The organism is Gemmatimonas sp. (assembly GCF_021298855.1).
Classification (GTDB): Bacteria; Gemmatimonadota; Gemmatimonadetes; order Gemmatimonadales; family Gemmatimonadaceae; genus Gemmatimonas.
Window position 1 is genome coordinate 89,588 of the sequence record NZ_JAJTHI010000007.1, and the last position, 26,291, is coordinate 115,878.

General features: G+C 69.2%; 21 protein-coding genes. 6 read left to right on the forward strand and 15 right to left on the reverse strand.

Going from position 1 to position 26,291, the window contains the following annotated elements; translation table 11 throughout:
- From LW840_RS03075 to LW840_RS03085, 3 genes are all read left to right on the forward strand, one after another.
- Window positions 1-234 (forward strand): hypothetical protein, encoded by a 234-nt coding sequence (locus LW840_RS03075; RefSeq protein WP_291263564.1) that lies wholly within the window; start codon window positions 1-3, stop codon window positions 232-234.
- Window positions 235-372: 138 nt separating this feature from the next.
- Window positions 373-1,524: an alpha/beta hydrolase gene (locus LW840_RS03080; RefSeq protein ID WP_291266861.1), complete on the forward strand. Its 1,152-nt coding sequence runs from the start codon at window positions 373-375 to the stop codon at window positions 1,522-1,524.
- On the forward strand, window positions 1,521-4,574 hold the full coding sequence (locus LW840_RS03085) for a hypothetical protein (protein WP_291276390.1): 3,054 nt from the start codon (window positions 1,521-1,523) through the stop codon (window positions 4,572-4,574). Before LW840_RS03080 ends, LW840_RS03085 begins: the two co-directional genes overlap by 4 nt.
- A gap of 7 nt (window positions 4,575-4,581) precedes the next feature.
- Here LW840_RS03085 and LW840_RS03090 read toward each other — a convergent pair whose 3' ends face one another.
- From LW840_RS03090 to LW840_RS03105, 4 genes are all read right to left on the reverse strand, one after another.
- Entirely contained in the window at window positions 4,582-5,883 is a 1,302-nt protein-coding gene (locus LW840_RS03090; RefSeq protein ID WP_291266859.1) for an amidohydrolase, read from the reverse strand.
- 204 nt (window positions 5,884-6,087) lie between these two features.
- Window positions 6,088-6,651: a Uma2 family endonuclease gene (locus LW840_RS03095; RefSeq protein ID WP_291266858.1), complete on the reverse strand. Its 564-nt coding sequence runs from the start codon at window positions 6,649-6,651 to the stop codon at window positions 6,088-6,090.
- A gap of 144 nt (window positions 6,652-6,795) precedes the next feature.
- Entirely contained in the window at window positions 6,796-8,649 is a 1,854-nt protein-coding gene (locus tag LW840_RS03100; RefSeq protein WP_291276391.1) for a cytochrome c peroxidase, read from the reverse strand.
- A 38-nt stretch (window positions 8,650-8,687) separates the two neighbouring features.
- Entirely contained in the window at window positions 8,688-10,154 is a 1,467-nt protein-coding gene (locus LW840_RS03105) for an alkaline phosphatase PhoX (protein ID WP_291267879.1), read from the reverse strand.
- Between the two features lie 212 nt (window positions 10,155-10,366).
- Between LW840_RS03105 and LW840_RS03110 the strand changes: the two genes are divergently transcribed.
- Both LW840_RS03110 and LW840_RS03115 read left to right on the forward strand, forming a co-directional pair.
- Complete coding sequence (locus LW840_RS03110; protein WP_291267878.1) at window positions 10,367-10,816, forward strand: Rieske (2Fe-2S) protein; 450 nt, start codon at window positions 10,367-10,369, stop codon at window positions 10,814-10,816.
- A 138-nt stretch (window positions 10,817-10,954) separates the two neighbouring features.
- A complete protein-coding gene (locus LW840_RS03115; protein WP_291276392.1) occupies window positions 10,955-12,391 on the forward strand; it encodes a hypothetical protein in 1,437 nt (478 codons plus the stop codon).
- 24 nt (window positions 12,392-12,415) lie between these two features.
- On the opposite strand, the gene LW840_RS03120 is transcribed toward LW840_RS03115, so the two are convergent.
- From LW840_RS03120 to LW840_RS03165, 10 genes are all read right to left on the reverse strand, one after another.
- Window positions 12,416-13,225 carry a VC0807 family protein gene (locus LW840_RS03120; RefSeq protein WP_291263575.1) on the reverse strand — a complete coding sequence of 270 codons (810 nt, stop codon included), beginning with the start codon at window positions 13,223-13,225 and terminating at the stop codon, window positions 12,416-12,418.
- Window positions 13,226-13,298: 73 nt separating this feature from the next.
- On the reverse strand, window positions 13,299-14,021 hold the full coding sequence (locus LW840_RS03125; protein ID WP_291267999.1) for a DUF2461 domain-containing protein: 723 nt from the start codon (window positions 14,019-14,021) through the stop codon (window positions 13,299-13,301).
- A 32-nt stretch (window positions 14,022-14,053) separates the two neighbouring features.
- Window positions 14,054-14,881 carry an alpha/beta hydrolase-fold protein gene (locus tag LW840_RS03130; protein ID WP_291273445.1) on the reverse strand — a complete coding sequence of 276 codons (828 nt, stop codon included), beginning with the start codon at window positions 14,879-14,881 and terminating at the stop codon, window positions 14,054-14,056.
- A gap of 60 nt (window positions 14,882-14,941) precedes the next feature.
- Window positions 14,942-15,928, reverse strand: coding sequence for a D-glycerate dehydrogenase (locus LW840_RS03135; RefSeq protein ID WP_291267859.1), 987 nt, complete (start codon window positions 15,926-15,928; stop codon window positions 14,942-14,944).
- Window positions 15,925-17,091, reverse strand: coding sequence for an aminotransferase class V-fold PLP-dependent enzyme (locus LW840_RS03140; RefSeq protein ID WP_291267858.1), 1,167 nt, complete (start codon window positions 17,089-17,091; stop codon window positions 15,925-15,927). Before LW840_RS03140 ends, LW840_RS03135 begins: the two co-directional genes overlap by 4 nt.
- A gap of 30 nt (window positions 17,092-17,121) precedes the next feature.
- On the reverse strand, window positions 17,122-17,712 hold the full coding sequence (locus LW840_RS03145; RefSeq protein ID WP_291267857.1) for a MarR family transcriptional regulator: 591 nt from the start codon (window positions 17,710-17,712) through the stop codon (window positions 17,122-17,124).
- 41 nt (window positions 17,713-17,753) lie between these two features.
- Window positions 17,754-19,811, reverse strand: coding sequence for a GMC family oxidoreductase (locus LW840_RS03150; protein ID WP_291267856.1), 2,058 nt, complete (start codon window positions 19,809-19,811; stop codon window positions 17,754-17,756).
- A 41-nt stretch (window positions 19,812-19,852) separates the two neighbouring features.
- Window positions 19,853-20,215 carry a hypothetical protein gene (locus LW840_RS03155; protein ID WP_291267855.1) on the reverse strand — a complete coding sequence of 121 codons (363 nt, stop codon included), beginning with the start codon at window positions 20,213-20,215 and terminating at the stop codon, window positions 19,853-19,855.
- Between the two features lie 55 nt (window positions 20,216-20,270).
- A complete protein-coding gene (gene yedA, locus LW840_RS03160; protein ID WP_291267854.1) occupies window positions 20,271-21,257 on the reverse strand; it encodes a drug/metabolite exporter YedA in 987 nt (328 codons plus the stop codon).
- A gap of 6 nt (window positions 21,258-21,263) precedes the next feature.
- Window positions 21,264-22,271 (reverse strand): lysylphosphatidylglycerol synthase domain-containing protein, encoded by a 1,008-nt coding sequence (locus tag LW840_RS03165; protein WP_291273446.1) that lies wholly within the window; start codon window positions 22,269-22,271, stop codon window positions 21,264-21,266.
- Window positions 22,272-22,397: 126 nt separating this feature from the next.
- On the opposite strand from LW840_RS03165, the gene LW840_RS03170 reads away from it, so the two are divergent.
- Entirely contained in the window at window positions 22,398-23,600 is a 1,203-nt protein-coding gene (locus LW840_RS03170; protein WP_291267852.1) for an aminotransferase class I/II-fold pyridoxal phosphate-dependent enzyme, read from the forward strand.
- Window positions 23,601-23,724: 124 nt separating this feature from the next.
- Here LW840_RS03170 and hrpB read toward each other — a convergent pair whose 3' ends face one another.
- Window positions 23,725-26,253 carry an ATP-dependent helicase HrpB gene (gene hrpB, locus LW840_RS03175; RefSeq protein ID WP_291267851.1) on the reverse strand — a complete coding sequence of 843 codons (2,529 nt, stop codon included), beginning with the start codon at window positions 26,251-26,253 and terminating at the stop codon, window positions 23,725-23,727.
- Window positions 26,254-26,291: the final 38 nt, after the last annotated feature.

Genomic DNA, 26,291 nt, shown 5'->3' on the forward strand with positions numbered 1-26,291 from the left:
ATGTCTACTTCCGACCATTTGGTCTCCAGGCCCACCGACGGCGCGGAGCGTCGGCGCAATCCCCGCTTGCGGGAGCTCGTCGACGAAATGCTGGCGTCCATTCGCGCCGCCGCCAACAACGACCTGTGGTCGCCAGAGGAGCGCGCGGCCTATGAGGCCGACATGGCGCGCATCATGGACAGCGTGCGCCAGCAGGCGTTGGGCGGACCGGCAGCGCGGGCGCGGCTGGACTAACCGTCCCGAGCGCGTCGTGGCGCTCAAGGCGGCGCCGATCGACGCGCGCCGCAGCCACGTGGGCTGGCTCGGCCCTTTCTCGCTCCCCGTCAGGCATTCCCGCTGGCGCGCGCATCCGCGGGTCGTAGGTTGGGCACCATGAGGCTCGCGTCCCTGCGTTCAGGGTGGCTGGTGGCCTTGGCACTGCTGCTGCCGGCCTGCCGCTCGCTGAGCCGCGCCACGCCCCATGTGTCGGGGCTCGCGGATACGGTGTTCTACGTGTCGGCGCGTGCCCGCATCGAGGGGCGGGACACGCGGGCGCGTGCAGCATCACTCGAGTATGGCCTGGCCGTCATGCAGCGCCACCAGGGCACCCCCGATGACCGGGGATTGGGGCGGGACATCATGGATAGCGTCCTGCTCGATTCCGTACGGTTCGTGCAGCTCCTTCGTGCGCGGGTGCAGAGGCAACGCGCGCCGCTCGACCTGGCGGTGCTGTATGTGCACGGCATGGGCACCTCGTTGCACGAGGCGTGGCAGTATGCGGCCGCGGCGTCGGTGCAGAGCGGTACGCCGGTGCCGTGGATCGTCTTCTGCTGGCCCGCCAGCGGGTCGGGCGCGAGCCGACCGCAGCCCCAGGCGTTCTTCACCGCCGGGTATCACCGCGACGCGGCCATGGCGGACAGCGCCCGGGCGGCGTTTGCGCAGACCCTGCAGGTCGTGCGGGCGGCCGTACCGAACGCGCAACTCGTGCTCGCGTCGCACTCTCTGGGGGGCCAGCTGGTGGGGCGGGCGCTGCACCATGACACCACCCTGCGCGCCGATCTCGAACGGGCGCCGCTGCGCGCCCTTGCATTTGCGATCCCCGACGTGAACGCCCAGGCGTTCAACGACACGCTGGCCCCGGCGCTGCGCTACACGGCCACCCGGCGCGTCGTGTACGTGACGCGCAACGATCGCGCGATGATGGTCGCGCGCCGCATCAACGGAACGCCGCGTGCCGGCCTGCGGTCAGCAGGCAACTGGCGCGCTGCCGATTCGGCGCTCGTGGAGACCGTGGACGTCACGAACGCGGCCACCACGGAGGGGTGGTTTCAATCGCACTTCGGCAGCCATCACGCCATCAAGCGCAAGACGGGGTTGCTCGTGGACCTCGTCGCGATCGTCGGTGGTCAGCGCGACGCCACGTGTCGATCGCGCGTGGGGTTCGGCGAGCCGGACGCGGACGGGATATGGCGACTGCAGCACGTGGTGCCGACGACCAGCGACCTGCTCGCCTGCCCAGCGATGCATCATGGAGCGGCACGATGAGGCGCGGCCTGCGGATCACCCTCGTGGCCGCCTGCCTCGCCGTCCCGGCGGCCGCGACGGGACAGCCACCGGCACGCCTGCCGGCCGACGGCGGCACCACCTTCTCGCTGGGGCAGCCCGGGGTATGGTTGCCAACCGGTGGGCTCTCCACCGGCCTCGAACGCCGCGATGGCGAGGCGGTGGCCGTTACCGAACTGCGCGGTGGCATGTATGTCGAACTGCTCAGCCGCGTGCTGGGTCTTGGCGGCCTTCATGCCGAGGGGTACGGTGGGCTGCTCGACACCCGCTTCAATGGCGGCGTACGCCTGCGCGCCGTCTCGCCGTTCCTGCGACTCGGCATCGGCGTGGACTACAGTGGCATGGACAAGCAGGTGCGACCGCTCGTGTCGTTCACGCATCCGGTGCGCCGTGGCGGCGTTCGGCACGACGGGAGCATGATGCGTATCGACTATCGCGGCGGCCCCGAACGCATGGTCACCGTTGGCGTCGAAGTGCCGTTCCTGCGGAAGATTCCCCTCGGCACCACGCGGCCGCACGAAGATCGCGTGGTGCTGCGCGATCGTGCGAGCCCCGATGCGCCGCTGCCCGTGGGACGTGGCGCGGTGGCGGCGCTGGACAGCGCGCGCCATGCGGCGCACCGCATCCAGGCGCTCATCGTGCCCTGGGCCGACCATACCGGCGGCGGCGGCCGCGCCAGCGACTCCGCCGTGGTGCAGCGGCTGCGGAGCATCGGCGCACTCGCGCGGGCGACCACCGTGGAGCACGAAGTCCGCCGGTGGCACGCGGCGCTCGATGTGGCCTTCTCCGCGGCGCTGCACGACGGGACCGGCGACGCAGCGCACGTCACCCCCGAGGGGCGGCGGGCCGCCGTGGCGGCGCGCGCCGTCCTGCTGGACGAAGTGATTGTGCCCTACGACCGCCTGCTCGGTCAGGCAAAGGATCACGACACCACCCGGGACTTCGCGCTGCTGGCCCGCGGCGCGTTTCTGCGCTGGCTCCACGTGCAGGGCGGCTTGTCGCGCCAGGCCATTCCCGATGCCCTGGGCGTGTTCGGTGCGGTGCTCGACATCGTGGAGGAGGTGCGGCGCACCGCGCACGCGCAGTGGAACGGCTCCCGTTTCGTGTGGCTTCCGCTGCAGCTCGCGCTGGAGCCGGAGCAACACGACACCCAGCAGGAGCTCGACGCGCTGGTGGCGCACATGGCGGGCGAACCGGTGACCGACGGGAACGACATCTCGTACGTGATCAATGAGCAGTTCCAGTACCAGCTGAGCCGCACGGTGCATGCGGCCCGTGAGTACCACGTGCTCTGGACGCACGACTTTCGGGGCAAGGACGGGCGCGGCGATCCCGACGAGATGAGCTTCCGCCACGTCCTGCGCTCCTACCTTGCGGCCATGACGGCGCGCGTGCGCGAGTACGACAGCACGGGGGTCTTTCCCACGTACCTGATCATTCTCGACGAGTGGTTCTATCGGGCCAACACGGCGCGCCTCTGGATGGACCTGCTGGAGAATCCCCTGCACCACCGCGTGCGGCTCAAGGCGGGGTTCGGCGCCTGGGAAGATTCGCTCGCCGCGGCGCAGCAGGCGCTGCGCGACGCCGTGGCGCACTCGTCGCTGCTCACGGCCCAGCGCCGGCACTATGGCGAGGGGTGGCTGCGGTCGCTCGTGAAGGTCCACGTGAACATCACCAATGTCTCCGACCCCTCATTCACGAGCTGGCGGGTGGCGACGGCGTTTCCGGTACCGGATACCTGGATGCGCGACCACCGCAAACTGGTGGTGTACGACGTGTCGGAGCGCGACCCGTACCGCGGCGAATCGATCGTGACCGGGGCCGGCATCGGCGAGCACTACGCGAATCTCTCCTGGGAGGATCGCTCGTTGCTCGTGCGCGGACCGGCCAACCTGTCGCTCAAGACGGCGGCCCGCGAGCTGCTCCTGAGTCAGGGGGTGTCCCCCGCCCGCATCCCCGCGGTGCTGCGCCCGCTGCCGCTGGCGCCGGACTACGCCGCGCTCGTGGAACGGAATCGCGGCCTGCCGGGGCGCGACCTGCGGGCGTTGCTCCTGCAGAACCGCACCGGGTACGCGGACAAGAGCCTCAACGTCACGAAGGCCCTGCTGTATACGCTCATGCCTGCGGGCTCCGTCATCAAGATTCCCGATTCGCTCTGGAACGGGACCTTCTGGGGCAGTGCCCTGCTGGGGGCGTCCTTGCGCGGGGTGCGCGTGCTGGTGATTGCGCCCACGCTGGCCAACGCGCCGGCGCGTGCCTTCGGGTCGATGATTCGCAGCCGGGAGCTGCTCTGGCGCTTCGTCATGGCCGAGCAGCTGTTCGGGGATGTCATTCGCCGCGAGGGCGGCCTGCTCAAGGTGGGGTTGTACGCGTCGGAGATTCCCGTGAGCAACGTGCCGGGCAAGATCCTGTCCGTGCGCACCACGCTGGCTCGCGAGCCGTGGCTGCGCGACCTGTTTGCCTTTCCGCCCAGTGTGTACGAGGGGCTGGAGGAGCTCGCCGCCACCCTGGGGGCGCTGCCGATTCCGGTGCGCGACGGCAACGAGTTCGAGGCACGGGAACGGCCGCTGCTGCATCTCAAGGCCAACTTCATTGCCAGCCGCGAAGCCTGGTCGGTGATGGCGCGCCGCGATTGGGTGGAGCTGACCCGCGAGTTCGTGCCACGCCGCATGTCGCAGCTGCAGGCCCGTGGCGCCGCCGTCGCCTCGTTCGGCGACACCACGGGGGCCCGCATTGACGTGGGCGGCGACGTCGTGCGCAGTTGGTATGAGGGACTCCCCGCCGCGCAACGCGACCGGGTGGTGTTCTATACCCTGATCGGGTCAGCCAATCAGAACGATCGCAGCATGGTCAGCGACGGCGAGGCGTCGCTGCTCATGGCCGGCTGGCCGTCGGTGACCGCCACGATCGATCTCATCTCGCTCATCGGCCAGTCCCGCTGGATCGATGATCCCGCGGTGCTCGACCAATTGCTGCCCCGCCGCGGCGCCCTCGCGACGCGCATCGCCCACTGGTTCAAGTTCGCGTTCTGAGCGCGCGCTACTTCTTCGCGCCCAGAGTGAGATAGTCCGTGGCCAGGTTCGCCATGGCACGGACGCCGGTGATGAGCGCGCCCTCGTCGGCAAAGAATAGCGGCGAGTGGTTCACGGGCACGGTGTTCGGGTCCTTGTCCCTGGGTGTGACCCCGAGGAAGAAGAAGACGCCGGGAATCTCCCGGGTGAACACCGGGAAGTCTTCGCTCCCCATCACGGGATTGATGAACGCCACGTCCCCCGACACCCGCCGCAGCGTGGGCAGCATGCGGTCGGTGAGCGTGGTGTCGTTCTTCGTCACCAGCCCGCCGCGATCCACTTCCACGATGGCCGTGGCGCCGGCGGACCGGGCGATGTCCTCCGCCGTACGCTTGATGCGCATGGCGATGTCGGCACGCATGGCGTCATCGAAGGTGCGCAGCGTGCCCACCATGACGACGCTATCCGGGATGATGTTGCTGCGGTTGCCGCCGGTGATCTGCCCGACCGTGAGCACGCTGGGCAGGTACGCCACGTTCACCTGGCGACTGGCGATCGTCTGCAGCCCCAGCACGATCTGCGACGAGACCACGATGGGGTCCACCCCCGACCACGGCTGCGAGCCGTGGGTCTGCTTTCCCTTCACGATGATCTTGAAGTTGCCGGCGGCCGCCATGATGGGCCCTGGCCGCACGCCGATCTGCCCCACGCGATTGGGCCACACATGCAGGCCGAACACCGCATTCGGGACGGGCGCCTTGAGTGCGCCATCATCCACCATGGCCTGCGCTCCACCCAGCCCCTCCTCCGCCGGCTGGAAGAGGAACTTGATCGTACCGGGGATCTGCGCCTTCATGCCGGCGAGCACCTCGGCGGCGCCCATGAGAATGGCGACGTGATTATCGTGGCCGCAGGCGTGCATGACCCCCACCTCCTGTCCCTGCCACTGCGTGCGCACCTTGCTCTTGAAGGGCAGATCCACGAGTTCCGTGACCGGCAGCGCATCCATGTCGGCACGCAAGGCAACCACGGGGCCGGGCTTGCCGCCGCGCAGAATGCCGACGACGCCGGTGCGGCCCACCGGGGCCTGCACTTCGAGCCCCAACTGGCGCAGATGATCGGCCACGAGGGCCGCCGTGCGCTTCTCCTCGAAGCTGAGCTCCGGGTGCTCATGAATGTCGCGGCGCCAAGCGACCACCTTGGGCATCACCGATGGCAGTTTGCCTTCGATGAGCTTGGCCAGCTCGGATGGGGGGGCGGACTGGGCCGCGGCGGGCGGCGCAACGACAGCGAGCGCGGCCGCACCGGCCGCGAGACGGAACAGACGCATCGGGACTCCGTAAGAGGGGAACGCGCCGCGGGCGCACGACGCGTGCTGCGCTCCAAGCTACGGGTGTCGGGATTTCGGCGATAGAGGAACAGCGCGCTCGACGAACGCGACGAGCTGAAGGAGTCGTCCGACGGCCGCTTCTTCTTCAACCTCAAGGCGGGCAACCATCAGGTGACCGGTAGCACGTGCGCGACCCCGTCTCGATCAGGCGGGGCCGAGCACCTCGGTGAAGAACGGCTCGAGGTCGATGACGAAGGCCGACGCCGCGCCGGCCGGTTGCCACTCGAGCCGATCGGCGTGGATGCTCGGGCGTTCGTCGTGCGGGAGCCAGCGTTCCACCAGTCGTGAGTCGAGATCGACGATCCAGTACTCGATGCCGGCCTGCTGGTAGCGCCCACGTTTGACCACGCGGTCGAAGCGGGCCGTGCTGGGCGACAGGATCTCCACGAACAGCAGCGCCTCGGTGCGCTCCTCATTCGTGCGCGGGCGGCGGCCGTCGGTGAGCGGCACCACGTACAGGTCCGGCTGGACCAGCGTGCGCGGGTCGAGGACCCACTCCGATGGCGCCACGAACGCCGTCCCGATGCCCGCCGGGCGAGCGAGCGACTCGAGGAGGACGGTCAGTGCCGTCACGGCGCCCTGATGGGCCAGGCGTGGCGTGGGGCTCACGAGCAGCTCCCCGTCCACGCACTCGTAACGGTGCGACGGATCGTCCGGCAGCGCCTGCACCTCGGCGGCGGTCCAGACACGGGGTGTGAGCGCGGGCATGGCCATAGTGTGCCGAGCGATAGAGGGAGGAGGCAAGGGGTCACGACACATCATGACATGTCTCGAGCGCACACGTGTCACCGTTTCGCTGCGGATGGTACCTTCCCGATGCGCTCCGCCGTGCGCCGTTGATGCGTCGGTGCCTTACCGGCGACCGGTGCCGGTCGTGTCGGTGAGGGCCCGCAGGAACGTCACGAGGTCGCGCTGCTCACCCGCCGTGAGGTTGAGCGGGTCGGGGGGCAGCGTCTGATTCTCGAGGGCGATGCCGATGCCCGCCCCGCCACCACGGTTGTAGAAGTCGATGACCGACTCGAGTGTGGGATAGGCGCCGTTGTGCATGTAGGGCGCCGTGAGCGCCACGTTGCGCAGCGACGGCGTGCGAAAGGCGTACTTGTGCGGCTCGGCGCGGGAGAGGCGATAGCGGCCCACATCGGGATCCACCGAGCCGCGCGCCGTGACCGCACGCACGGGAGTGCCAAGCACCTCGACCTCCGACTTCTGGTACATGGGCGGCACGGTGCCGGTGGTGAGCGGCAGGAAGTGACAGGTGGCGCACTTGCCCTTGCCCACGAAGAGGTTGAAGCCACGACGGGCCTCGAGGGTCAGCGCGGCGACCTCGCCACGGAGCGCGCGATCCACGGGTGAGTCGAGACGGGTGAGGCTGCGCTGATACGCCGCGAGCGCTGAGCGGAGGCGCGCGGCGGTCACGTCGGCGTCGCGACCGACGGGGGGGCTGCCGGTACCGGCGAACGCGGTACGGAACCGAGCGGCGAGCGCGGGATCGCGCGCCAGCAACGCCGCCGTGGCGTCGAGACTGCCGTGCATTTCGTCCACGTTCTCCACGACATCGGTGACCTGGTCTTCGAGGTAGGTCGTGCGGAGGTCGGAGAACACGCCCAGCTGCAGTCCGCTGTTGATCACGGTGGGTGTGTTGCGGGCAAGCGGTGCCCCGCCACGCGCCGTGTTCACGCGCCGGCCGTCGGTGAACGCCTGCTCAGGCACATGGCATGAGCTGCAGGCGCGCCGCCCATCACCGGAGAGGCGCACATCGTGAAACAGCTGACGGCCAAGCGCCACCGTCTCGCCGTTCGCGGGTGTGGTATTGAGCGGAGCGAACGCGAGCACGTCGAAGGCGGCCGAGTCGAATACCGACGCCGCGTCCATGCGGAAGGCCCGACGTTCGGCGGGCGTGCCGATCCCGAGCGAAACCCGCGTGTCGCGCAGGGCGCGGGCCAGTGGGTTGCCGTGCGTGACGATGAAGGCGAAATGATCGAACGCCTCGCGCGTGGTGCCGGCCTGCAGCGTGGTGCGCGCCGCGGCCATGACGCTGTCCAGCGTGGCCCACGCCGGCGTATCGGCCCGATACGGCGCCAGCGAACGCGCGACGCCCTCCAACGCCGCGTCGGCTTCGCGTAACGCGTGGCCCGCGACGGGCGAATCGAACCCCGCAAGCCCCAGCGTGCCGATGCGCGCCAGCTCGAGCTTGGCGGCATCCCAGATCCGATCATCGGTGGCGCGCTGGGCCTGCATCATGGTGCGGGCGCGGGTCACGAGCTGCCGCAACGTGGCTGTTTCCTGCCGCACCGCATCCTGTTCACCAAGCGGATCGTCGCCGTACAACGACTCCTCGATCACCTGGAACCCGGTCGGCGGGAACACCGCCTCCGGCCCTTCCGATTCCTCCACTTCCGGCAACGCCGGCCCGTTCATGCTCCTGGAGGTGGAGGGGACATAGTACTCGAGCCCCACCTCGACATGTTTGTATGCCCGGCGCGCGGCCACGAAGGCCGCGCGGGCACGCGCCACGGACTCCGGCGTGGACAGCGTGGCGGCCGTATCAAGCTGCGCGACCCGGTCGGCCAGCGTGTCCACGTGGGCACGCCAGATGTCCAACGTGTGGGCCGCACGCACATCACCTCCGCCAGCGGGCGCGGAGGCGATGGGGGCGTCGGTTGAGGGCGTGCGTTCGCACGCGCTCAACACGACGAGGACACTCACGGAAATGGCACGAACCCACATGGTGCGTGTCCGGGGCGTCAGCGGGGGAGTCCCTTCACCACGACCATCATGCTGGCCTGATTCTCGGTGGGGCGCAGCGTCCCCCCGTCCACGCCACGATACTTGTCGGCCCGCCACGAGTGTGGCTGCAGCGCGATGATGAAGGTGTCGTTCTGGCCAAGCATGGGCGACACGTCGATCATGGCGCCATACTCCCAGCCGGCCTTGCCGGCCGGACGCGCACCCACGGCGTTGTACAGCGCGGCATCGGGCTGCGTGCGGCGGTGATCCATCTCCAGCACCGGACGCATTTCGCGCGTGGCGATGTTGTACTGGTAGATGTAGGCGTCGTGGGTCTCGTCGCCGTACCCGTTGTCATCTTCCTGGATGTAGAGGAAGTTCTGCCCCACGTACACGTTGTCGGGGTTCTGGAACAGGCGGGCGGGGCCCGTGCGGTCATCCCCATCGGCAATCACTTCCAGCGTGCCGCGCAGCGGATCGGCCTCGCTGAGGCGCAAACGGTAGGCACGGCCATACTTGGTGCGCCCGTAGTCGGCGTTCACACCGGTGTTGTTCTGCCCGGTGGCCACGAAATACAGCTCGCGGTTGTTCGCGGCCGACCCCTTGCGGTAGTCCACGTCTTCCACGCGCGCAAAGCGGATGGCGTTGAGCGTGGCGCCTTCCTGGTTGATCTGGCGGCCGGTCAGGGTGCGTTGGTTGCGCACCTGGCGGAACTCCACCGGATACGACTGCCCCACTACCATGTCGCGCTCGCGCGTGTTGTTGTCGCTCCGCGCCAGCACGTACAGGTTGCCGTTGTCGAGATCGCCGACCGTATTGGACAGGTACATGGCCACCTGGCCGCCTTCCACGCCCGAGTCGTCATCGCCGATCACGATGACCGTGCGGTTGGGGTACGCCACCTTCGGCAGCGGCACCGCGTTTTCGGTGTTGAAGCGCCCGAAGCCGGCCAGGTACTTGGGCGTGTTGGCCGGGCCCTGCGGATCCACGGCCAGAATCTCCGACTCCTCATTGCTCTCGCCGGCCGTGATGAAGGCACTGAACCCGTGCTCTTCCACCGTCGCGAGCGTCGCCGAGCACAGGCGGTACCGGCCGGCGGTGGAGTTCACCACGTAGTCGCCCGACAGCGGTTTGAGCTCACGATCGAAGCGGACACGCGAGACCGCGAAGTTGTCCTCGTGGTTGGTGAGCAGGGTGAACGATCCGTCGGCGTTGCGGATGAAACCGGCGCCGTCGGCCGACCCGCCGAAGACGAAGTTGGGGGAACCCGGCAGTCGGTCATCGCTGCTGACGAGGCCATAGATCTCGACGCCGGACACGAGCGACCGGAGGAGTGGCGGGGTGACCGACTGATTCCGGAGGGCAACCGGGGCCACCGTCTCGTTGGGAGTGGCGATCCCGTCGCCGTCGTCGCCGCACGCAGCGAGCGCAAGGCCGCAGGCGGCGGTGAGCAAGACACGGGAGGGGGCGGAACGCGTTGGCATGAGAAGAGGCGGACGAGGTGAGGGGCGATACGCGTGGGACATCACGCGCATTGGACAAAGCCGTCGCGATGTCTCGATTCACGCGCCGCCCTGTCACGCGGCGGTCACGCAACGGCCACGATTGCCCGGGTTGCTGTTGCGGCATCTGCATCGTGACGACCTTTGGGCGTTCGCCGGTGCCATCACTCGAGCCGACCCTGATCATGCCGTGCGTGACACGACGCGATGCCATGCGCATAGGCCTCCTTGCCCTGTCCGGACCACTGCTCGCGTGCACCGACGCGAGCACGGTGGCCGGTGTTCCGCTGACGACATCACCGGATGATGCCGTCCGTCGTATCGGCGACGTGGTCGAGATCGACACCACGCGCGTGCCGGCGTGGACCGCCGCTGCCAGCCTCCCCGTGGCCGTCGTGTTTCTGCCGGCGCGCCTCATCGTGGTCCGCCGCGATCGCGACCAATTCTCGGCACTGTCGGCTGAATGTCCCCACGCCGGGTGTGGCGTGTCCATTGTGGAGCGGACTCGGCTGCTCTGCCCGTGTCACGGCTCGGCGTTCGACTTCGCCGGGACGCGCCTCGAGGGTCCCGCGCCCTCCGGGCTGCAACCGCTGGCGGCCACCTTCTCCCGCGCCACCGGCCGCCTGCTCGTTCAACTCGTCTAGAACGGGCGGCGAGGGACCAGCCGCGCGAACCCTTTGCGGCACTCGTGCGTAAGGCAGGTGCACGCGGCGGGTGAAGCACGCTTCCCTGTCAGCATTTGGACCATCAGTCCGGTCCTGCTTCCCAGATCCGGTTCCTCAATGCGTTTCCCCTTTCGCGCCGCGTGCCTGGTTGCCGCGGCGTTTCCGTTCCTGCTCCTTGTTGTTCCGGCGCTTGCGGCGCAACCGCGTGGTGAGCGCGGTGCCCGCAGCGGTGCCCCAGAGTCCGGCGCGTCAGCCACGGCAGGCGCTGGCGCCACGGTGCTCCCCGACAGCCTGCTGCAGAGCTCGCTCCGCGTTTTTCTCGACTGCCAGGGGGGCGTGCGCGGCTGCGATCGCCAGTTCTTCGTCCAGGAGATGGGGTTCGTGAACTGGGTGCGCGACCGTTTCGACAGCGACGTGCATCTGCTGCTGACGTCGCTCAACGCCGGCAACGGGGGCCGACAGATCACCGTCAACTTCCTGGGCCAGAAGGGATACACCGGGAAGATGGATACGCTGGTGGTGTCGACCCTGCCCAACGATGCCGATGACGTGGTGCGCCGCGAATTGCTGCGCACCTTCCAGCTGGGACTTGCCCCCTACGTGGCGCGCACGCCCATCGCGTCGCGCCTGCGGCTGACGCTGGCGAATGGGTTCGTGGCACCCACCATCAACCCGCGGGCGGTCAAGGACCGGTGGAACCTCTGGCTCTACCGTGTGGACGGCAACGTGAACGCCAGCGGCGAGCAGCTGGTGCGCACCACCAACCTCTCCTCGACGCTGTCGGCCGCGCGCACGACGGACAAGTGGAAGATCAACGTGGGAGCCACGGGCAGCTACAACGAGCGCGACTTCAAGGTGTTTCAGACCAACCGCACCAACCCGGCGCTGCGCGATACGGTCTCGGTGGTGGTGCTGCAGCGCGCGGCCAATGCCAATGCGCTCTTCGGCCGCACCATCAATGCCCACTGGACGGCCGGGGTGAAGATCGCCGGCGGCTTCAGCGAGGTCCTCAACCAGAAGCTCTCGGTGCGCGTATCGCCCGCCATCGAATACAACTACTTCCCGTGGAGCGAGGCCACGCGGCGGCAGCTCACCGCCCTCTACTACGTGGGGCCCAACTACTATCAGTACTACGGTCGGACGGTGTTCGACCAGGTGGAGGAGACCCGATTCAACCACACGCTCCTGCTGGCCCTCACGCAACGGCAGAAGTGGGGCAACACCAACCTCACGCTCGAAGGCTCCCAATACCTGCACGATCCCAATCGCAATCATGTCACGTTGAGCGGCTTCGTGGACCTGCGCCTCGGGCGCGGCTTTTCTCTCAACTTCCGCGGCTCGGCGTCGCGCGTGCGCGACCAGATCTACATTGCCGCCAACGCGCAGTCGGAGCGCGACATTCTCACGCAGCGCCAGCAGTTGCAGACGAATTTCCGCTACAACATGAATGTGGGGATCGGCTACACCTTCGGCTCCATCTACAACACCGTGGTCAACCAGCGCTTCGGCAACCTGGGCGAGTTGGGACGGCGCTTCGGCTCGTTCGGCAACTGAGTCCGCCGAGGCGACTGCAGCGGCTCAGCTCAGCCCGAACTCCTCGCGGGCCTGCCGCCGCGCGAGGGCCTCGGCCGCCGGATCGGCAATGGCGGCCGCATCGGTGCGCGTCAGCATCATGGCGTCTTCGCGGCGCTTGAGCAGGGTCCAGAATTCGGCCGCGTCGGCCTCCTGCTCGCTGCCGCCGGGCAGCAGGGCGTACATGGCCTTGTACATGAGACTGAACGCGAAGAAGAGCGCGAGCATGTCCGGCAGCACCAGCACGATGCGCGTGATGGCGTTGACGTTGGCCACCTGGTCGTTGAAGGCGGGCGTGTTGAACGACGCCGTGACCATGCGCAGGTTGATGAGGTAGTTCGCACCGCCCGCCGCCAGATTGGTGGCGCCAATGAGCAGCGCCGCCTGGGTCATGGCCCGGCGCACCGTGGGCTCGTCGAGCAGCCGGCGCATCTGCTGTTCGCGCTCCGGCGTGTCGGGGTCGAGCCCCTGCAGGGCAATGCTGCGCGTGACCGGACTGCCCATGAGCGCCGTCACGCCGAACACCACGAACGCCAGCAGGTAGCTCGCGCTGTCCTTGAAGGCGAAGAGCGCGCCGTCCACATACCAGAACGCCAGCGCGCCGCGCATGATCGCCGACGCGCCGCCGTAGGTGGTGATGAAGTTGAAGCGGCGACTGATGACGAAGAGGTCGAGCAGGACCCACGCCACCGGTACCAGCGCCGCCGTGAGGTACGCCGGGAGGGTACCCAGCGGCGCGGTGCCGTACTTGAGGATCAGCACCGGCGCGGCGGCGCCGATCAGGATGTCCAGCGTGAGCTTGAGCGACTTCGACATGTCGAGGGAATCTCGCCGGGCCTCATGGCCGGCGGTACCCATGCGTCTCGGCGGGAACCGGCCGGCCCGTTCCCTACAGTCGACTGCGGCGCGGCGCCAGCCCCAGCGCCGCGTTGAGCCAGCGGACGAAGGGGGTCATGGCGGCATAGTGCCGCGCCAGCAGCAGCGGCAGGCGCGGACTGGTGATTTCGTCGTCGGAGAGTGGGGCGCCGGCGGTGAAGCTCTGGTAGCGCAACCACGCGGCGGCGGGATGATCGGCAGCATAGCCACGCGGGACGCGGGTCAGCATCCCCTCCTGGTCGAGCTCCCCGAAGCGCCGGCGGAACGCCTTGTCGCCCACGATGTCGTTCCATCCCTCGAGGTCGTGCACCAGCGCGTCACGGATCTTGTGGAGCGCAGGACGAGGCGGCATCCAGATACCGCCCCCGCAGAAGCACTCCCCCGGGGACAGGTGGAGGTAGAATCCGGCGCCGCCGTGGACGGCTTCGCTCTGCATGCGGGTGCCGACGTCGCCATGATAGAACCAGCACGCCACGTGCGTCTTGTACGGCGACTTGTCCTTGCTGAAGCGCACGTCGCGGTGAATGCGGAACGCCGACTTTCTGGGCGAACCCACGATCTCGGGGGCGATGGTCGCCAGATGCACGTCCATCTCCTCGATGAGCGCCGCCAGCGGCGCCTTGAGCTCCTGCTCGTACTGGGCCCGATGCGCTTCGAACCAGTCCTTGCGGTTGTTCTTCCTGAGTCCGCGCAGGAACGTGAGGGCCTTGGGGGAGAAGCTCGTGAAGCTGTCCATCGTCTGCTCCGAACAGGGGACGCGCAGCGTCGTCAGGGGTGCGCCGGAAAGAGAAAGCGCAGGAACAGCCCCGCCCGTTCCCCCCACGCCCGTTCATCGTGCAGCGCCCCGTCCGCCTCCATGTAGTGGAGGTCGGTGCCGATGCGCCATCCCTTGCGCAGCAGCATGCGGTACAGGAGCCGGGTGCCCTTGAGCATGCGTGCCTCACCGGTCCCCACGTCGAGCCAGATGCGCAGGTCGGGACGCCGGCCGCCGGTGGCGAGCTGCCGCACGATCCAGCGGTCATCCCACCACACGCTGGGGCTCAGCAGTCCCACCTTGCCGAAGATGGCCGGATGGGTGAGCCCGAGATGCAGACTGAGCAGCCCGCCCAGTGAACTGCCCGCCACCGCCGTGTCCCGTGCGGTGCGCCGCGTGCGCCAGCTGTGGTCCACCCAGGGCTTGATCTCGTACACCAGCATCTGGCCGTAGCGATCGGCCAACCCGCCGGCATCGTGCATGTTGTCACGCGTGGGCGTGAACTCGTCGATGCGATCGCGCCCCGCGTTGCCCACGGCGACAATGATGAGCGGTTCGATCACCCGCGCGTGCACGAGCGCGCGCGCGGTGGTGTCCACCCCCCACTGCACGCCGAAGGGGGACAGCGGCAGGTCGTCGAACACGTTCTGCCCGTCGTGCAGATACAGCACGGGATACCGACGTTCCGGCTCCTCGTGGTAGCCGGGGGGCAGACAGACGATGACGTCGTGCGGCTGCTCCAGAAAACGGGAGCGGATCTCCGGGAAATGCAGCAGTGACCCCGCCGTCGCGGGAACGGGCGGGGTCGGGTGCAGCGAGGGATCGAGGCCGGCGATCAGCACAGCGGCAGTCTAACGGGACGCGGCGGGTCCTGCCCACCATGGCGCGGCAGCCAGCGCCGTTCACCCCACGCGATCGGGGAGGCCGGCACCGGCCACGAACGCATCCACGTTGCGGAGCGCGCGCATGCCCATGTTCGTGCGGGTCTCGATGGTGGCGCTGCCAAGGTGCGGCAACAGCACCACGTTCTCGAGGTCACGCAGTTCGGCCGTGACACTGGGTTCGAACTCGTACACATCGAGTCCGGCGCCGGCGATGCGGCGCTCCTTGAGCGCGAAGGCCAGCGCGGCCTCGTCCACCACATCCCCCCGCGCGGTGTTCACGAGGTACGCATGCTCGGGCATGTGCGCCAGCGTCTCGGCGTTGATGAGATGGCGCGTCTCCGGCGTGGCCGGACAGTGCAGGCTCACCACGTCGCTGCGCTGCAGCAACTCTTCCAGGGTGTCCACGCGCTGCGCGCCTGCCGGACCCGCCGTTGCGGGGTCGTCCACCCGCGGGTCGCGCGGCGCCTGCCAGAGGATGTGCATGCCGAAGGCGTCGTGAGCAATGCGGGCGACCGCACGACCGATGCGGCCATACCCCACGATGCCCAGGGTTTTGCCGCGCAACGTGCGCCCCAACATGAAGGTGGGGCGCAGTCCGCCCCACGCCCCACTGCGCAGATGCCGCTCCCCCTCACCCAGTCGCCGCATGGTCATGAGCATGAGCGCGATGGCCACGTCGGCCGTGTCATCGGTGACCACGTCCGGCGTGTTGCTCACGGCAATGCCCGCGCGACGGGCGGCCTCGAGGGCAATGTGGTTCACCCCCACCCCCACGTTGGCCAGCAGCTTCGTGCGGATGCTCGTGGTGTCGAAGATCCCCGGATGCCACTTGTCCGTCACCGTGGTGACCACCACGTCGGCCTGCTGCAGCACCTGCGCCATCTGCTCGGCCGTCAGCGCCACGTCGGTGCGATTGAAGAGCGCGTCGTAGCGCGACGCGATCTCGGCCTCCACGGCCGCCGGCATCTTGCGGGTGACCACCACCCGCACGTCGTGTGTGCTCACGCCTGCACCCGCCACTGCGCCAGGGCCGCGCCCACACCGCTCCCCAGCGTGATGTCGAAGCCGGCATCGGCAAGTGCCATTTCCACTCCCGCCAGCGCGCCGGCCAGCGTGAGGGCGTTCATGTCCCCGAGGTGCCCGATGCGGAACACCTTCCCCGCCACTTCGCTGAGCCCGCTGCCGAGCGCGATGTCGTAGCGACGGAAGGCGAGATCGATGACGGTACGCGCATCCTTTTCTGCCGGCACGAGGACGGCGGTGAGCGAATCGGACGCGATCTCGGGGCGCTGCGCACATTCGCGCAGCCCCCACGCCTTCACCGCGGCGCGCACGCCGGTGGCCAGGGTGCGGTGGCGCCGGGCGACGTTATCCATCCCCTCCTCGAGCAGCATCGTGAGCGCCTCGTCGAGGCCGTACAGCAGGGAAAGCGCCGGGGTGCTGGGGAAGTAGCCCTGGGCGTTGTTCGCGCGCATGGCCCGCAGATCGAAGTAGGCGCGCGGCGTGGTGCACGCCTCCACACGCGCCAGCGCCTTGGGGCTCGCGAACAGCATGCCCAGCCCGGCGGGCAGCATGAAGCCCTTCTGCGAGCCCGTAATGGCGCAGTCCACCCGCCAGTCATCGAAGCGGAAATCGAGACTGGCGATGGAACTCACGCCATCCACGAACAGCAGGGCCGGATGCCCGGCGCGATCCATGGCCGCGCGCACCGCAGCCACGTCGCTGGTGACCCCGGTGGCGGTTTCGTTGTGCACGAGCAGCACACCCTGAATCTCGTGGGTCGTGTCCGCCGCGAGCGCCGCCTCGATGCGCTCGGGGCTGGCGGCTTCACCCCAGGGCTCTTCGAGCACATCCACCTGGTAGCCCAGGTGGCGCGCGGTCTGGATGAAGAGATGCGAGAACTGCCCGAAGCGCGGCGCGAGCAGACGCGCGCCGGGGTTGACCGTGTTGACCAGCGCCACTTCCCACATGGCCGAGCCGGTCGCCGGAAACACGAACGCCTCACCCTGCGTCTGGTGCACCACCTGCGGCAGCCGCGAGAGAATGCGGCGCGTGAACGCCGGGAACGCCGACGAGCGGTGATCCTCCATCTGGCGGTGCATCGCCCGCTGAAGGCGGTCGGGGACGGGGGTCGGCCCGGGGATCTGCAGGAAATGACGTCCAGCCATGAGGGGATCGGTGGTAAACGTGGGGAGTGGTCAGGTGGACGGCGGCGCGTCGGCGGCGGACGCGTCGGCGGCGGACGCGTCGGCGGTCGGTATCCCGATGTCTACGTCCGCGCTGGCGGTGACGCTGGCATCCTCGGCGGCCGTGGCGTCATCGGGCGCGTCAGCCGGCGGGGGCTCCGACGGGTCGAGTACCCTGAGCAGGCGTCGACAGAGGCGCACCAGCCGGGTCTTCTGGTCACCGCTGAGTTCGCGCATGAGTGCCACCACCGCATCGGTGCGCGCGGGGGCCGCTTCGGCCAGCAACACCCGGCCCGCTTCGGTGAGATACACCGAGATGAAGCGCCGATCGACAGCGTGCCGCTCCCGGCGCACGACGCCGCGCGCTTCGAGCGCATCGATGATGGCCGTCATCTGTGCCTTGCTGCGCCCGAGGGCTTCCGCCAGCTCCTGTTGGTGCGTGGGACCGCGCTGCAGGAGCGTGTCGAGCACGCCGTACTGCGACGCCGAGAGACCGAACGGATGCACGGCGTCGTCCACGCGCGTCGCCGCCAGCGCCGCCGCCCGCTGCAGCGCCCAGTAGGCGTCGAGTGCCCGGCGCCGCTTCTTCTCGCCCTTGCTCATGGGTATGCCGTGGGAACGGGTGAAGAGTCGTGAAGGACGGGTTACTGCGACACGCCGCGGTGACGCGCCGCGAGACGCGACGACAGCAGCTGCGCCACGGCCATGATGGTTTCCTGCGGGTTCACGCCGAGCGCGGTGGGGAGCAGCGAGCCGTCGGTAATGTACAGGCCGCGCACCCCGTGGCGCTCACCGTCGGGCGTGGCGCCCGACGTCGACGTGTCGGTGCCCATGCGGCAGGTCCCGTTCACATGAGCCGAGAAGAGCGCCAGCCGGTTGGGGGCCACCGAAGCGGTCGCCAGCGACTCCACGGCAGCCATGGAGCGCGCCACGATGGGCGTGGCGTGCACCGTCTCCACGGCGCTCGCGCCCATGGCGAGGTGCAGCCGCCCCATGGCCACGATCGACGCCCGCACGCGTTGTTCGTCGTCGGGGGTGAGGCGGTACCGAATGGACATCTCGCCGCGCCGGTTCACGGTGACCTGTCCGCTGGAGACCCCACGCGCCGCGCCGTCGCGCGTGAGGCCAATGAAGACCCCCAGCCGGTTGAAGCGCGCCATGGCGGTGGCGTGCGCCGTCCCGAAGCCGGGGAGCACGGTGGCGGTGTGCGCGGGGTGCATGGGCGGCGTTTCGATCCAGAAGCCGTACTCGGTGCCGCGCCAGCGGATGAACTCGTCGCACATCGTGGTGAGAGGAATGCCGGTGCTGGGCACGATGTCCCGGTCATACACCCCGTTGACCATGGTCGTAGGGTGCAGGCGCAACCAGTGCCCCACGCCGCCGCCGCCCAGCCCTGAGCGTTGCAGCAGGACCGGCGTACCCACGGCCCCGGCCGCCACCACCACCAGGGGTGCGTCCACGGTGACGGGCGTGCCCTGTGGCGTGTGGGCATGCACGCGCTTGCGGGGAGGCGTCCCGCGGCCGGTATCGCGTTCGAGGATCTCGACGCGCGACACCGAGAGGTCGGTGTACAGGGTAGCGCCGGCGGCGCAGGCGCGCGGCAGATAGGTGCGCAGTACCGACTGCTTTGCGTCGTGTCGGCACCCGAAGCTGCAGAAGCCGCAGCGAACACACTGTCGGGCGTTGATCATGCCGCTGTGCACGCGCCATCCCAGCGCCCGCGCCCCGTTCCACAGCAACTGATTGTTGGCCGAATGGGCATCGGGCGGCACCAGCCCCGCGTGCACATCGCGTTCGACCTGCGCAAACACGGGGGCCATGTCGGCGGGCGTCATGCCGTAGGTCCCGGCCTCCCGTGCCCACTGCTCCAGCACGTAGTCGGGCGTGCGCAGCATGATCATCCAGTTCACCGTGCTGCCCCCGCCCACGGCGCCCCCCTGCAGCAGGCCGATGGCGCCGTCGTCAGTCGCGCGCAGTCCCCCGTCGGCGAAGAGCCGCTCCGAGAGAGCGGCGTCCTGTTCCGTGAAGTCGGCGCGGGTCACCCACGGACCGCTTTCGATGACCACCACGTCGTAGCCCGCTTCGGCCAGCGTGGCCGCCGCCACGGCGCCGCCGGCCCCGGTGCCAATGACGACGACGTCGGCCTGTCGCCTGAGACCGGCAGTCAGCGCGAGGCCTCGGGACACGCCGCCCGGCAGGGGCTCGTGGGGAAGCTCGCCGGGCAAGATCACCGGCCCCCTGGCGACCGGCTCCGTGGGCGTGGCGCGGGGGCCATCGGGAAGCGGTCCCTCGAAGGACCGGAACTGCCGGCGCATTTGGAACGGCCCGTCGTAGCCAATGGCGGCCGCCACCTCCGGCCGCGCGTAATGCACCGTGAGCACCAGCCGGCGCACAGCCTGCCAGGCGGAGCGGATTGGCGGCAGTGCGCTCTCCGTCCAGGCGTCCAGACAGCGGCGCCGCTCGACGGCGCTCAGGCGGGCGATCGGACGCGGTGGGCATCCGGCCAGCACGGCGGCAACCCGGGAGCCCAGCAGGTCGAGCCCCGTGCCAATGCGGGCACGCCGGTGCGGCGGCAGGGTGTGGAGTCTCGCGTCGCAGCGCGCGAGCAACTCCCCCCGGGATTCCTGCGCTGCCGGCGCCCCCTCCAGAATGCAATCGGCGAGCGCGCCGAGGGTCTCATTCTGGAGGGGGGTAAGGGGCATGCCTGAGGCTACGCAACTCCCCGCTTACCGGCAACCAACGATCAGCCGTGGAGCGAGAATTCGCGCACGGTGTCGTCGTGCGTCAGTACCCAGATGGAGTAGGCGCCAAAGGCGGTCCCCCACGGCCACTTGAAGAGACGGAAGGCCGAAACGACGAGGATGACGTAGCGGGCCCAATTCTGGTGGTTGAGCAGCGCAAAGCCGGCGATGAGGCCGAAGAGGCTGATGAGGCCGATGATGCTGGCGGCGATCACGCCCCCCACCGTCCCCACGATCATGACGATGGGATTGAGCGTGGCGATGGAGCCGAAGATGCTGCCGAACAGCGTGCCCAATGCGGCCAACATGCCCAGCGCGCTGTAGAGCAGGTTGACCAGCGCGACGACCTTGATGTGTGTGCGCACCAACGACTCCGTAGGATGGGGACATGGGGCACTACGGCGCGGCGCGGCCGGCGTTTCAGCTGCGCCGGCGCCGCGCGTCCACGAGGCTCACGAGGGCGACCCCCCCCACGATGATCGACATGGCCACGAAGGCCGTGGCGGGAAGTCGCTCGCCACCCAGGGCCACCCCCAGCAGCACGGCCACCAGCGGATTCACGTAGGCATAGGTGCCCACGGCGGTTGGGCTGGCCACCTTGAGGAGCCACATATAGGTGGAGAAGCCTATGAGTGATCCGAAGATGATCAGATAGAGTAGCGATGCTGCCGAAATATAGGTGACGTTTGAAGGATGCAGCCTCGCCCAGTCGCCGGTCAGCGCTGCCAGCACACTGAGCAGCACGCCGCCCGTGAGCATCTGCATGGCGATGGCGAGTGCCGCCGGCTTTGCCTGCTGCGACGCGCGTGAATACAGGGAGCCCACGGTCCAGCTGAGCGACCCGAGCGTGAGCACGACCGCACCCACCGGGTCCACCACGGGGGTCCGCCCCCCGGCGCCGGCGCGGGCCGACGGCAGCACCAGCAGCGCGACCCCCACCAGCCCCACCACCACGCCCACCAGCTGCATGACCCGCGGCCGCTTTCCCTGGTACGCCTCGCACAGCACCAGCCAGAGCGGCACGGTGGCCACCAGCACGGAGGCGATACCGGAACTCACGCGCTGACTCGCCCAGCTGACGGCGCCATTCCCCACGAAGAGCAGCAACGCGCCCACGATGGCCGAATCGCGCCATTCGGCGCGGGACGGGGCGGCGGCGCCGCGCCAGCGCATCAGGGCATACAGGGCACCCCCGGCGAGCAGAAAGCGCATCGCCCCGAGAGCGAATGGCGGGATCGTCTGCACGCCCCACTTGATGGCGAGGTAGGTCGATCCCCACACCACGTAGATGATGATGAAGCCACCAATAAGCTTCCATCGTGCCACCACAGGATCAGTCAGCTGATCCGTAACGACCGGCGGTGCCGACAGCGGTGGCGGCGTGGCAGAGGAACGCGACTCAGGCACGCGGCGTCATGACGAGGGGGACGCCGGGCGCAGGGCGCGCAGCGCGGCGTCACCGGCAGCCAACCCGCCGATGAGGATGTAGAGATAGAACGTATAGAAGCGCCACCAGAGGAGTGCGGCGACGAAGATCCCGGCCGGGATGGCGGTGGACAGTGTAGCGGCAAAGGCGCCCTCGATGAAGCCGCCGCCACCTGGCGCCGGCACGACCACGCCGCCGTAAAAGAGCGCCAGCGGCCAGAGGACGAGCGGCGCCAGGGTATCCATGGTGCGCGGGAACGCGGGATCACCCAGAAACACCAGCATGGGGAGGGTGGCCACCTTGAACAGCACGTGCAGCACCGACCCGCCGAAGGCGAGGAGCATGAGCCCCACCTTGGCGCGGCGCAGCGACGTCACCGCCCCACGCAGGGAACGCAACGTGCGCTGCACGGCTCGCCAGCGCGGCGCGGCCAGCCCCAGCGCACGCGCCCACGCCGGCGGCGGCCCGTTGGCGTTGCGGCGGGAGAGAAACCACCCCGCCGCGCCCGCGCCCAGCACCACCGTACTGTACCCCCCAACCAGAGCCAGCAGCCCGCCGGTACTGGCGCCGCGTCCGGCGAAGAGCACCGCCAGCACACTGCAGACCAGCACGAGGGACCACATTTCCAGGAAGAGCTCGAGAAAGAGCACCAGCACCCGCTGCGCGGCGCCCGTCCCGCTCTCCGCCAGCACCAGAAAGCGGGCCGGCTCTGCCCCCGAGCGGGCCGGCGTAACGGCCGCCGCAAGATCTCCCGCCAGGCAGACCCGCAACGCCGTGCCGAACGACAGGGGAATGCGGCAGGCGCGGGCGGACGCCTGAATCTTGAAGGCGCGCGTGGCGATCTCGGCCGTCACGGTGGCCAGCGCCGCCAGGTGGACCGGCCAGGCCAGCCACGGCATGCCGTTCGCCGGCCAATGCCGCGCGACGACCCACGCTGAGATCCCCAGCATGAGCCCGAACGACAGCAGGGTGACCAGCCAACGTTTCCACGACATGGCGCGCAAGATAGTGGATATCTGTATCCCTCTGGCGATCCCCCCGTTTCGGCTGTCGATTCTGCCTTCGGCCTACTACCGCGGGGCACCCTGCCTCCCGTCCTCCCACCCGTATCGAGGTGCTGCGTGAGCTCCGAGTCTCCTTCCAGCCCGTTTCCCGGTGCCCTGTCCCGGCGCCAGTGGCTGCGCACGACCGGCCTTGGCGTCGGCGCCAGCGTCGCGCTTCCCGGTTTGCTTCCCGCCGCGGAAATGTCGCGGGTGCTGGGGGGCGGGCTGCCGTATTCGGCGCTGCTCACGCAGATGGAACGTGACGTGACCACGGCGCGCCGCGCCGCCGGTCCCATTCGCCTCAACTTCAACGAGAACCCCTTCGGCATGTCACCGAAGGCCAAGGATGCCCTCATGGGCAACTGGGCGCAGCACACCTGGTACATGCCGCCCGTACGCGACGAGCTCACGGCCACGTTCGCGAAGCAGGTGGGCGTGCCGGTCGATCACGTGCTCGTGACCCAGGGCTCGAGCGAGGTGCTGTCCATCGCCGCCCTCGCTGCCAACGCGCCCGGCGGCGAGATGGTGGCGCCGTGGCCCACCTTCGAGGACCTGCCGCGCTGGGGCGAGACCCTCGGCATCACGGTGCACAAGGTGCCACTCGACCATCGATTCGATCACGACCTGTACCAGATGGACGCGAAGCTCAACGGCAACACGAAGCTCGTGTTCGTCTGCAACCCGAACAATCCCACGTCCAATCTGGCCGACGATCAGGCGCTGCGCGACTTCGTGTCGAATGCCGCCAGACGCACGACGGTGGTCGTGGACGAGGCCTACTACGACTTCGTGACCCAGCCTGGGTACCGGAGCATGACCGACCTCGTGCTCAAGGGCGAACCGATCATCATCTCGCGCACGGCGAGCAAGATCCACGGCCTGGCCGGCCTGCGCATCGGCTTCGCGGTCGCGCGGCCGGACATCATCCGCAAGCTGTCGCAGTACGTCACCGGCGATCCCAACGTCTTCGGGCTCAGCGCGGCGAACGCCTCGCTGATGGATGCGGAGTACGTGGCGTTCGTGAGGGGGAGGATCATCGAGGGGCGGCAGATGCTGCTCGACGCGCTGGCGACGCTCGGCAAGAAGGCGGCGCCGTCGCAGACCAACTTCGTGTTCTTCCAGGCCGGCAAGCCGGTGGAACAGATGCAGCGGTACTTCGCCGCGAAGGGCTTCACCATCGGCCGCGCGTTTCCGCCGTACACGGACTGGTGCCGCGTCTCCATCGGGACGCCGGAGGAAATGAAGCAGTTCGTTGGGGTGCTGCCGGGGGCGTTCGCGTAGGCCGGGCCGGGTTTACACTGCTCGTCGGAGACGCAGAGGCGCGGAGAGCTGCAATGCCTTTTGTTTCCTCCGTGACTCCGCTGCTCCGTTCGCTCCGACGAGCAGTTCCCTCATCTCTCACCACTCAAGTCCCCCGCGGCTTGGCCCGACGCGTCGCCTCCGCGGTGAGCGGGTCGTCGGGCCACGGGTGCCGCGGATAGCGCCCGCGCAGCTCCTTGCGCACCTCGAAGTAGCTGGACTTCCAGAAGCCGGCGAGATCACGCGTCACCTGCACCGGGCGTTGCGCCGGCGAAAGCAGGTGCAGCGTGACCGGCACCCGCCCGTCGAAGAGCATGGGCGTGGTGGTCCAGCCGAACACCTCCTGCAGCTTCACCGCCAGCACGGGGGCCATGGGATCGCGGTAGTCGAGCGCAATGCGTGAGCCGCTCGGCACGTCGAGATGTGTGGGCGCGAGGCGGTCGAGTGCCGCGCGCTGATTCCATGGCACCAGCCCCGCGAGCGCCTCGTACCAGTCGATCTGCTCGAGGTGCCCCCAGCTGCGCGCGCCGTCGAGAAAGGGACCCAGCCACTCACTACGTGAGGACACCAGGGCGGCGTCGCTCACATCGGGCCACGCGGCATCGTGCGCATGCGCGAACGCCAGCCGCTCGCGCAACCGCTGTGCACTCTCGCGCCACGGCCACGCCCCCACCCCCACGCGGGCGAGCTGCTCCAGCAGCGTGCTGCGCACCGCGTCAGCGTCCGGATCGCGCTGGGGCTTCTCCTCGAGAGTGATGGCGCCCAGCATGCGGCGCTCCACCGCCTTCACACTGCGCGATCGCTCGTCCCACATCACCGCGGATTCCCGCGCGATCTGCTCGCTGAAGTCGCCGCGGATCTCGTCGAGCGTGAGCGGTGCGGCGCGCGCAATCCGATACTCCGGCGGCTGTCCCTCCAGCTCGGCCACCGCAAGGTACGGCGCATCGTGCAGGCTGTCGCCCTTGGGAAGCACCGCCCCACTGCCATTTCGCAGCAGATAGCGCGGTTCTGCTCCCGCACGTCGCTGCGCCACGCGATCGGGAAACGCCAGGGCGAGCAGCGCCCCCGTTTCGGCATCGTCCCATGGTTGCAGCCGCGCGCCGCCATCGATGCGCCGCACCAGGTCGTCGGCGCCCTGCTTCACGCGCCGTACCGCGTCGCGATCGGCACGCGCGCCGTACATGGAGAGCGCGCCACCGTCACCACCGCGCTGCAGCAGCTCGGTGCGGAGCCGCAGGTCGGCCGGTGCGCCGCCGAATCCCTCGGCGCGCACCACATCGCGCTCCTCCAGCAGCGCGGCAATCGCTGCGCCCAGTGGCAGCTGTCCGCGCGTTTGCGCGGTGAGCACCAGATGCGCGAGTCGCGGCTGGAGCGGCAGCGCCGCCATGCGCTTGCCGTGGGGGGTGATGCGCCCCTGGGCATCGAGTGCACCAAGCTGGGCCAGCAGCTGCCGCGCCTGCAGGAAGGGGCCGGGACGGGGCGCGTCGAGCCAGCGCAGCTGCGCCGGATCGGCAATGCCGGCATCGGCGAGCTCCAGGGCCAGGCTCGACAGATCGGCATCGATGATCTCCGGGCGCGATGCGGCGAGAAAGCCGTGCTCCTCGTGCACATCCCACAGCCGGTAGCACACGCCCGGTGCGGTACGCCCGGCGCGCCCGCGTCGCTGGTCGGCCGAGGCGCGGCTCACGCGCACGGTGTGCAGCCGCGTCAGCCCGGCCACTGCATCGTAGCGCGGAATGCGCGACCAGCCGGCATCGACCACCACGCGCACGCCTTCCACGGTGAGGCTCGTTTCGGCCACGCTGGTGCTGAGCACCACCTTGCGTCGTCCGGCCGGCGCCGGTGCGAGCGCCGCCTCCTGCTCATCCAACGGCATGCTGCCGTGCAGCACGAAGACATCCACCGAGGGCGGCACGCTCCCCACCAGCCGCTCCGCCGTGCGGCGCTGTTCACCCATGCCGGGCAGAAACACCAGCACGTCGCCCTCGCACGCGGCGAGTGCATCCCGCACGATGCGACTCGTTGCAGCGTCCATGCGCTCGTCGCTGCGTGGGGCGCAATGATGGGTGGTGATGGGAAACATGCGACCGCTGCTGCGTACGACCGGTGCCGGCCCCCGTGCGTCGGCCAGGAGCCGTGCCACGGCCTCGCCGTCGAGGGTGGCCGACATCACCAGCACCCGCAGATCGTCGCGCACCTGTTGCGTCTCCAGCACCAGCGCGAGGCCAAGGTCGGCGTGCAGCGAGCGCTCATGGAACTCGTCGAAGAGCACGGCCGCATAGCCGTCGAGCGTGGCGTCGGCCGACAGCATCCGCGCCAGCACCCCTTCGGTGACCACCTCGATGCGCGTGTGCTTCGACACCCGCGTGTCGCCGCGCACGCGGTACCCCACGGTCCCCCCAACGGACTCGCCAAGCTGCCGCGCCATGAAGTGCGCGGCGGCGCGTGCGGCGAGGCGACGGGGTTCGAGCATGACCAGGCGCTGTCCGGCCATCCATGGCTCGGCCAGCAACGCCAACGGCACGCGCGTGGTCTTGCCGGCTCCCGGAGGGGCTTCGAGCACGGCCACGCCGCGCACCTGCAGCGCGGCGGAGAGTGCGTCGAGCACCTCCTCGATGGGCAGCGTCGTGGGCAACGGCGGAGGCAGGCGGACGGACCTCAGGTGGAAGGCCG

Excerpts from the sequence above, each read along its gene's own strand:
- LW840_RS03075 (WP_291263564.1), top strand. The coding sequence starts at position 1 with ATGTCTACTTCCGACCATTTGGTCTCCAGGCCCACCGACGGCGCGGAG.
- LW840_RS03095 (WP_291266858.1), bottom strand. The coding sequence starts at position 6,651 with ATGCCCGCGCTCACACCCCGTGTCTGGACCGCCGCCGAGGTGCAGGCG.
- LW840_RS03140 (WP_291267858.1), bottom strand. The coding sequence starts at position 17,091 with ATGGCTGGACGTCATTTCCTGCAGATCCCCGGGCCGACCCCCGTCCCC.
- LW840_RS03105 (WP_291267879.1), bottom strand. The coding sequence starts at position 10,154 with ATGCCAACGCGTTCCGCCCCCTCCCGTGTCTTGCTCACCGCCGCCTGC.
- LW840_RS03145 (WP_291267857.1), bottom strand. The coding sequence starts at position 17,712 with ATGAGCAAGGGCGAGAAGAAGCGGCGCCGGGCACTCGACGCCTACTGG.
- LW840_RS03090 (WP_291266859.1), bottom strand. The coding sequence starts at position 5,883 with ATGCGTCTGTTCCGTCTCGCGGCCGGTGCGGCCGCGCTCGCTGTCGTT.
- LW840_RS03085 (WP_291276390.1), top strand. The coding sequence starts at position 1,521 with ATGAGGCGCGGCCTGCGGATCACCCTCGTGGCCGCCTGCCTCGCCGTC.
- LW840_RS03115 (WP_291276392.1), top strand. The coding sequence starts at position 10,955 with ATGCGTTTCCCCTTTCGCGCCGCGTGCCTGGTTGCCGCGGCGTTTCCG.
- LW840_RS03125 (WP_291267999.1), bottom strand. The coding sequence starts at position 14,021 with ATGGACAGCTTCACGAGCTTCTCCCCCAAGGCCCTCACGTTCCTGCGC.
- LW840_RS03120 (WP_291263575.1), bottom strand. The coding sequence starts at position 13,225 with ATGTCGAAGTCGCTCAAGCTCACGCTGGACATCCTGATCGGCGCCGCC.
- LW840_RS03165 (WP_291273446.1), bottom strand. The coding sequence starts at position 22,271 with ATGTCGTGGAAACGTTGGCTGGTCACCCTGCTGTCGTTCGGGCTCATG.
- LW840_RS03150 (WP_291267856.1), bottom strand. The coding sequence starts at position 19,811 with ATGCCCCTTACCCCCCTCCAGAATGAGACCCTCGGCGCGCTCGCCGAT.
- LW840_RS03080 (WP_291266861.1), top strand. The coding sequence starts at position 373 with ATGAGGCTCGCGTCCCTGCGTTCAGGGTGGCTGGTGGCCTTGGCACTG.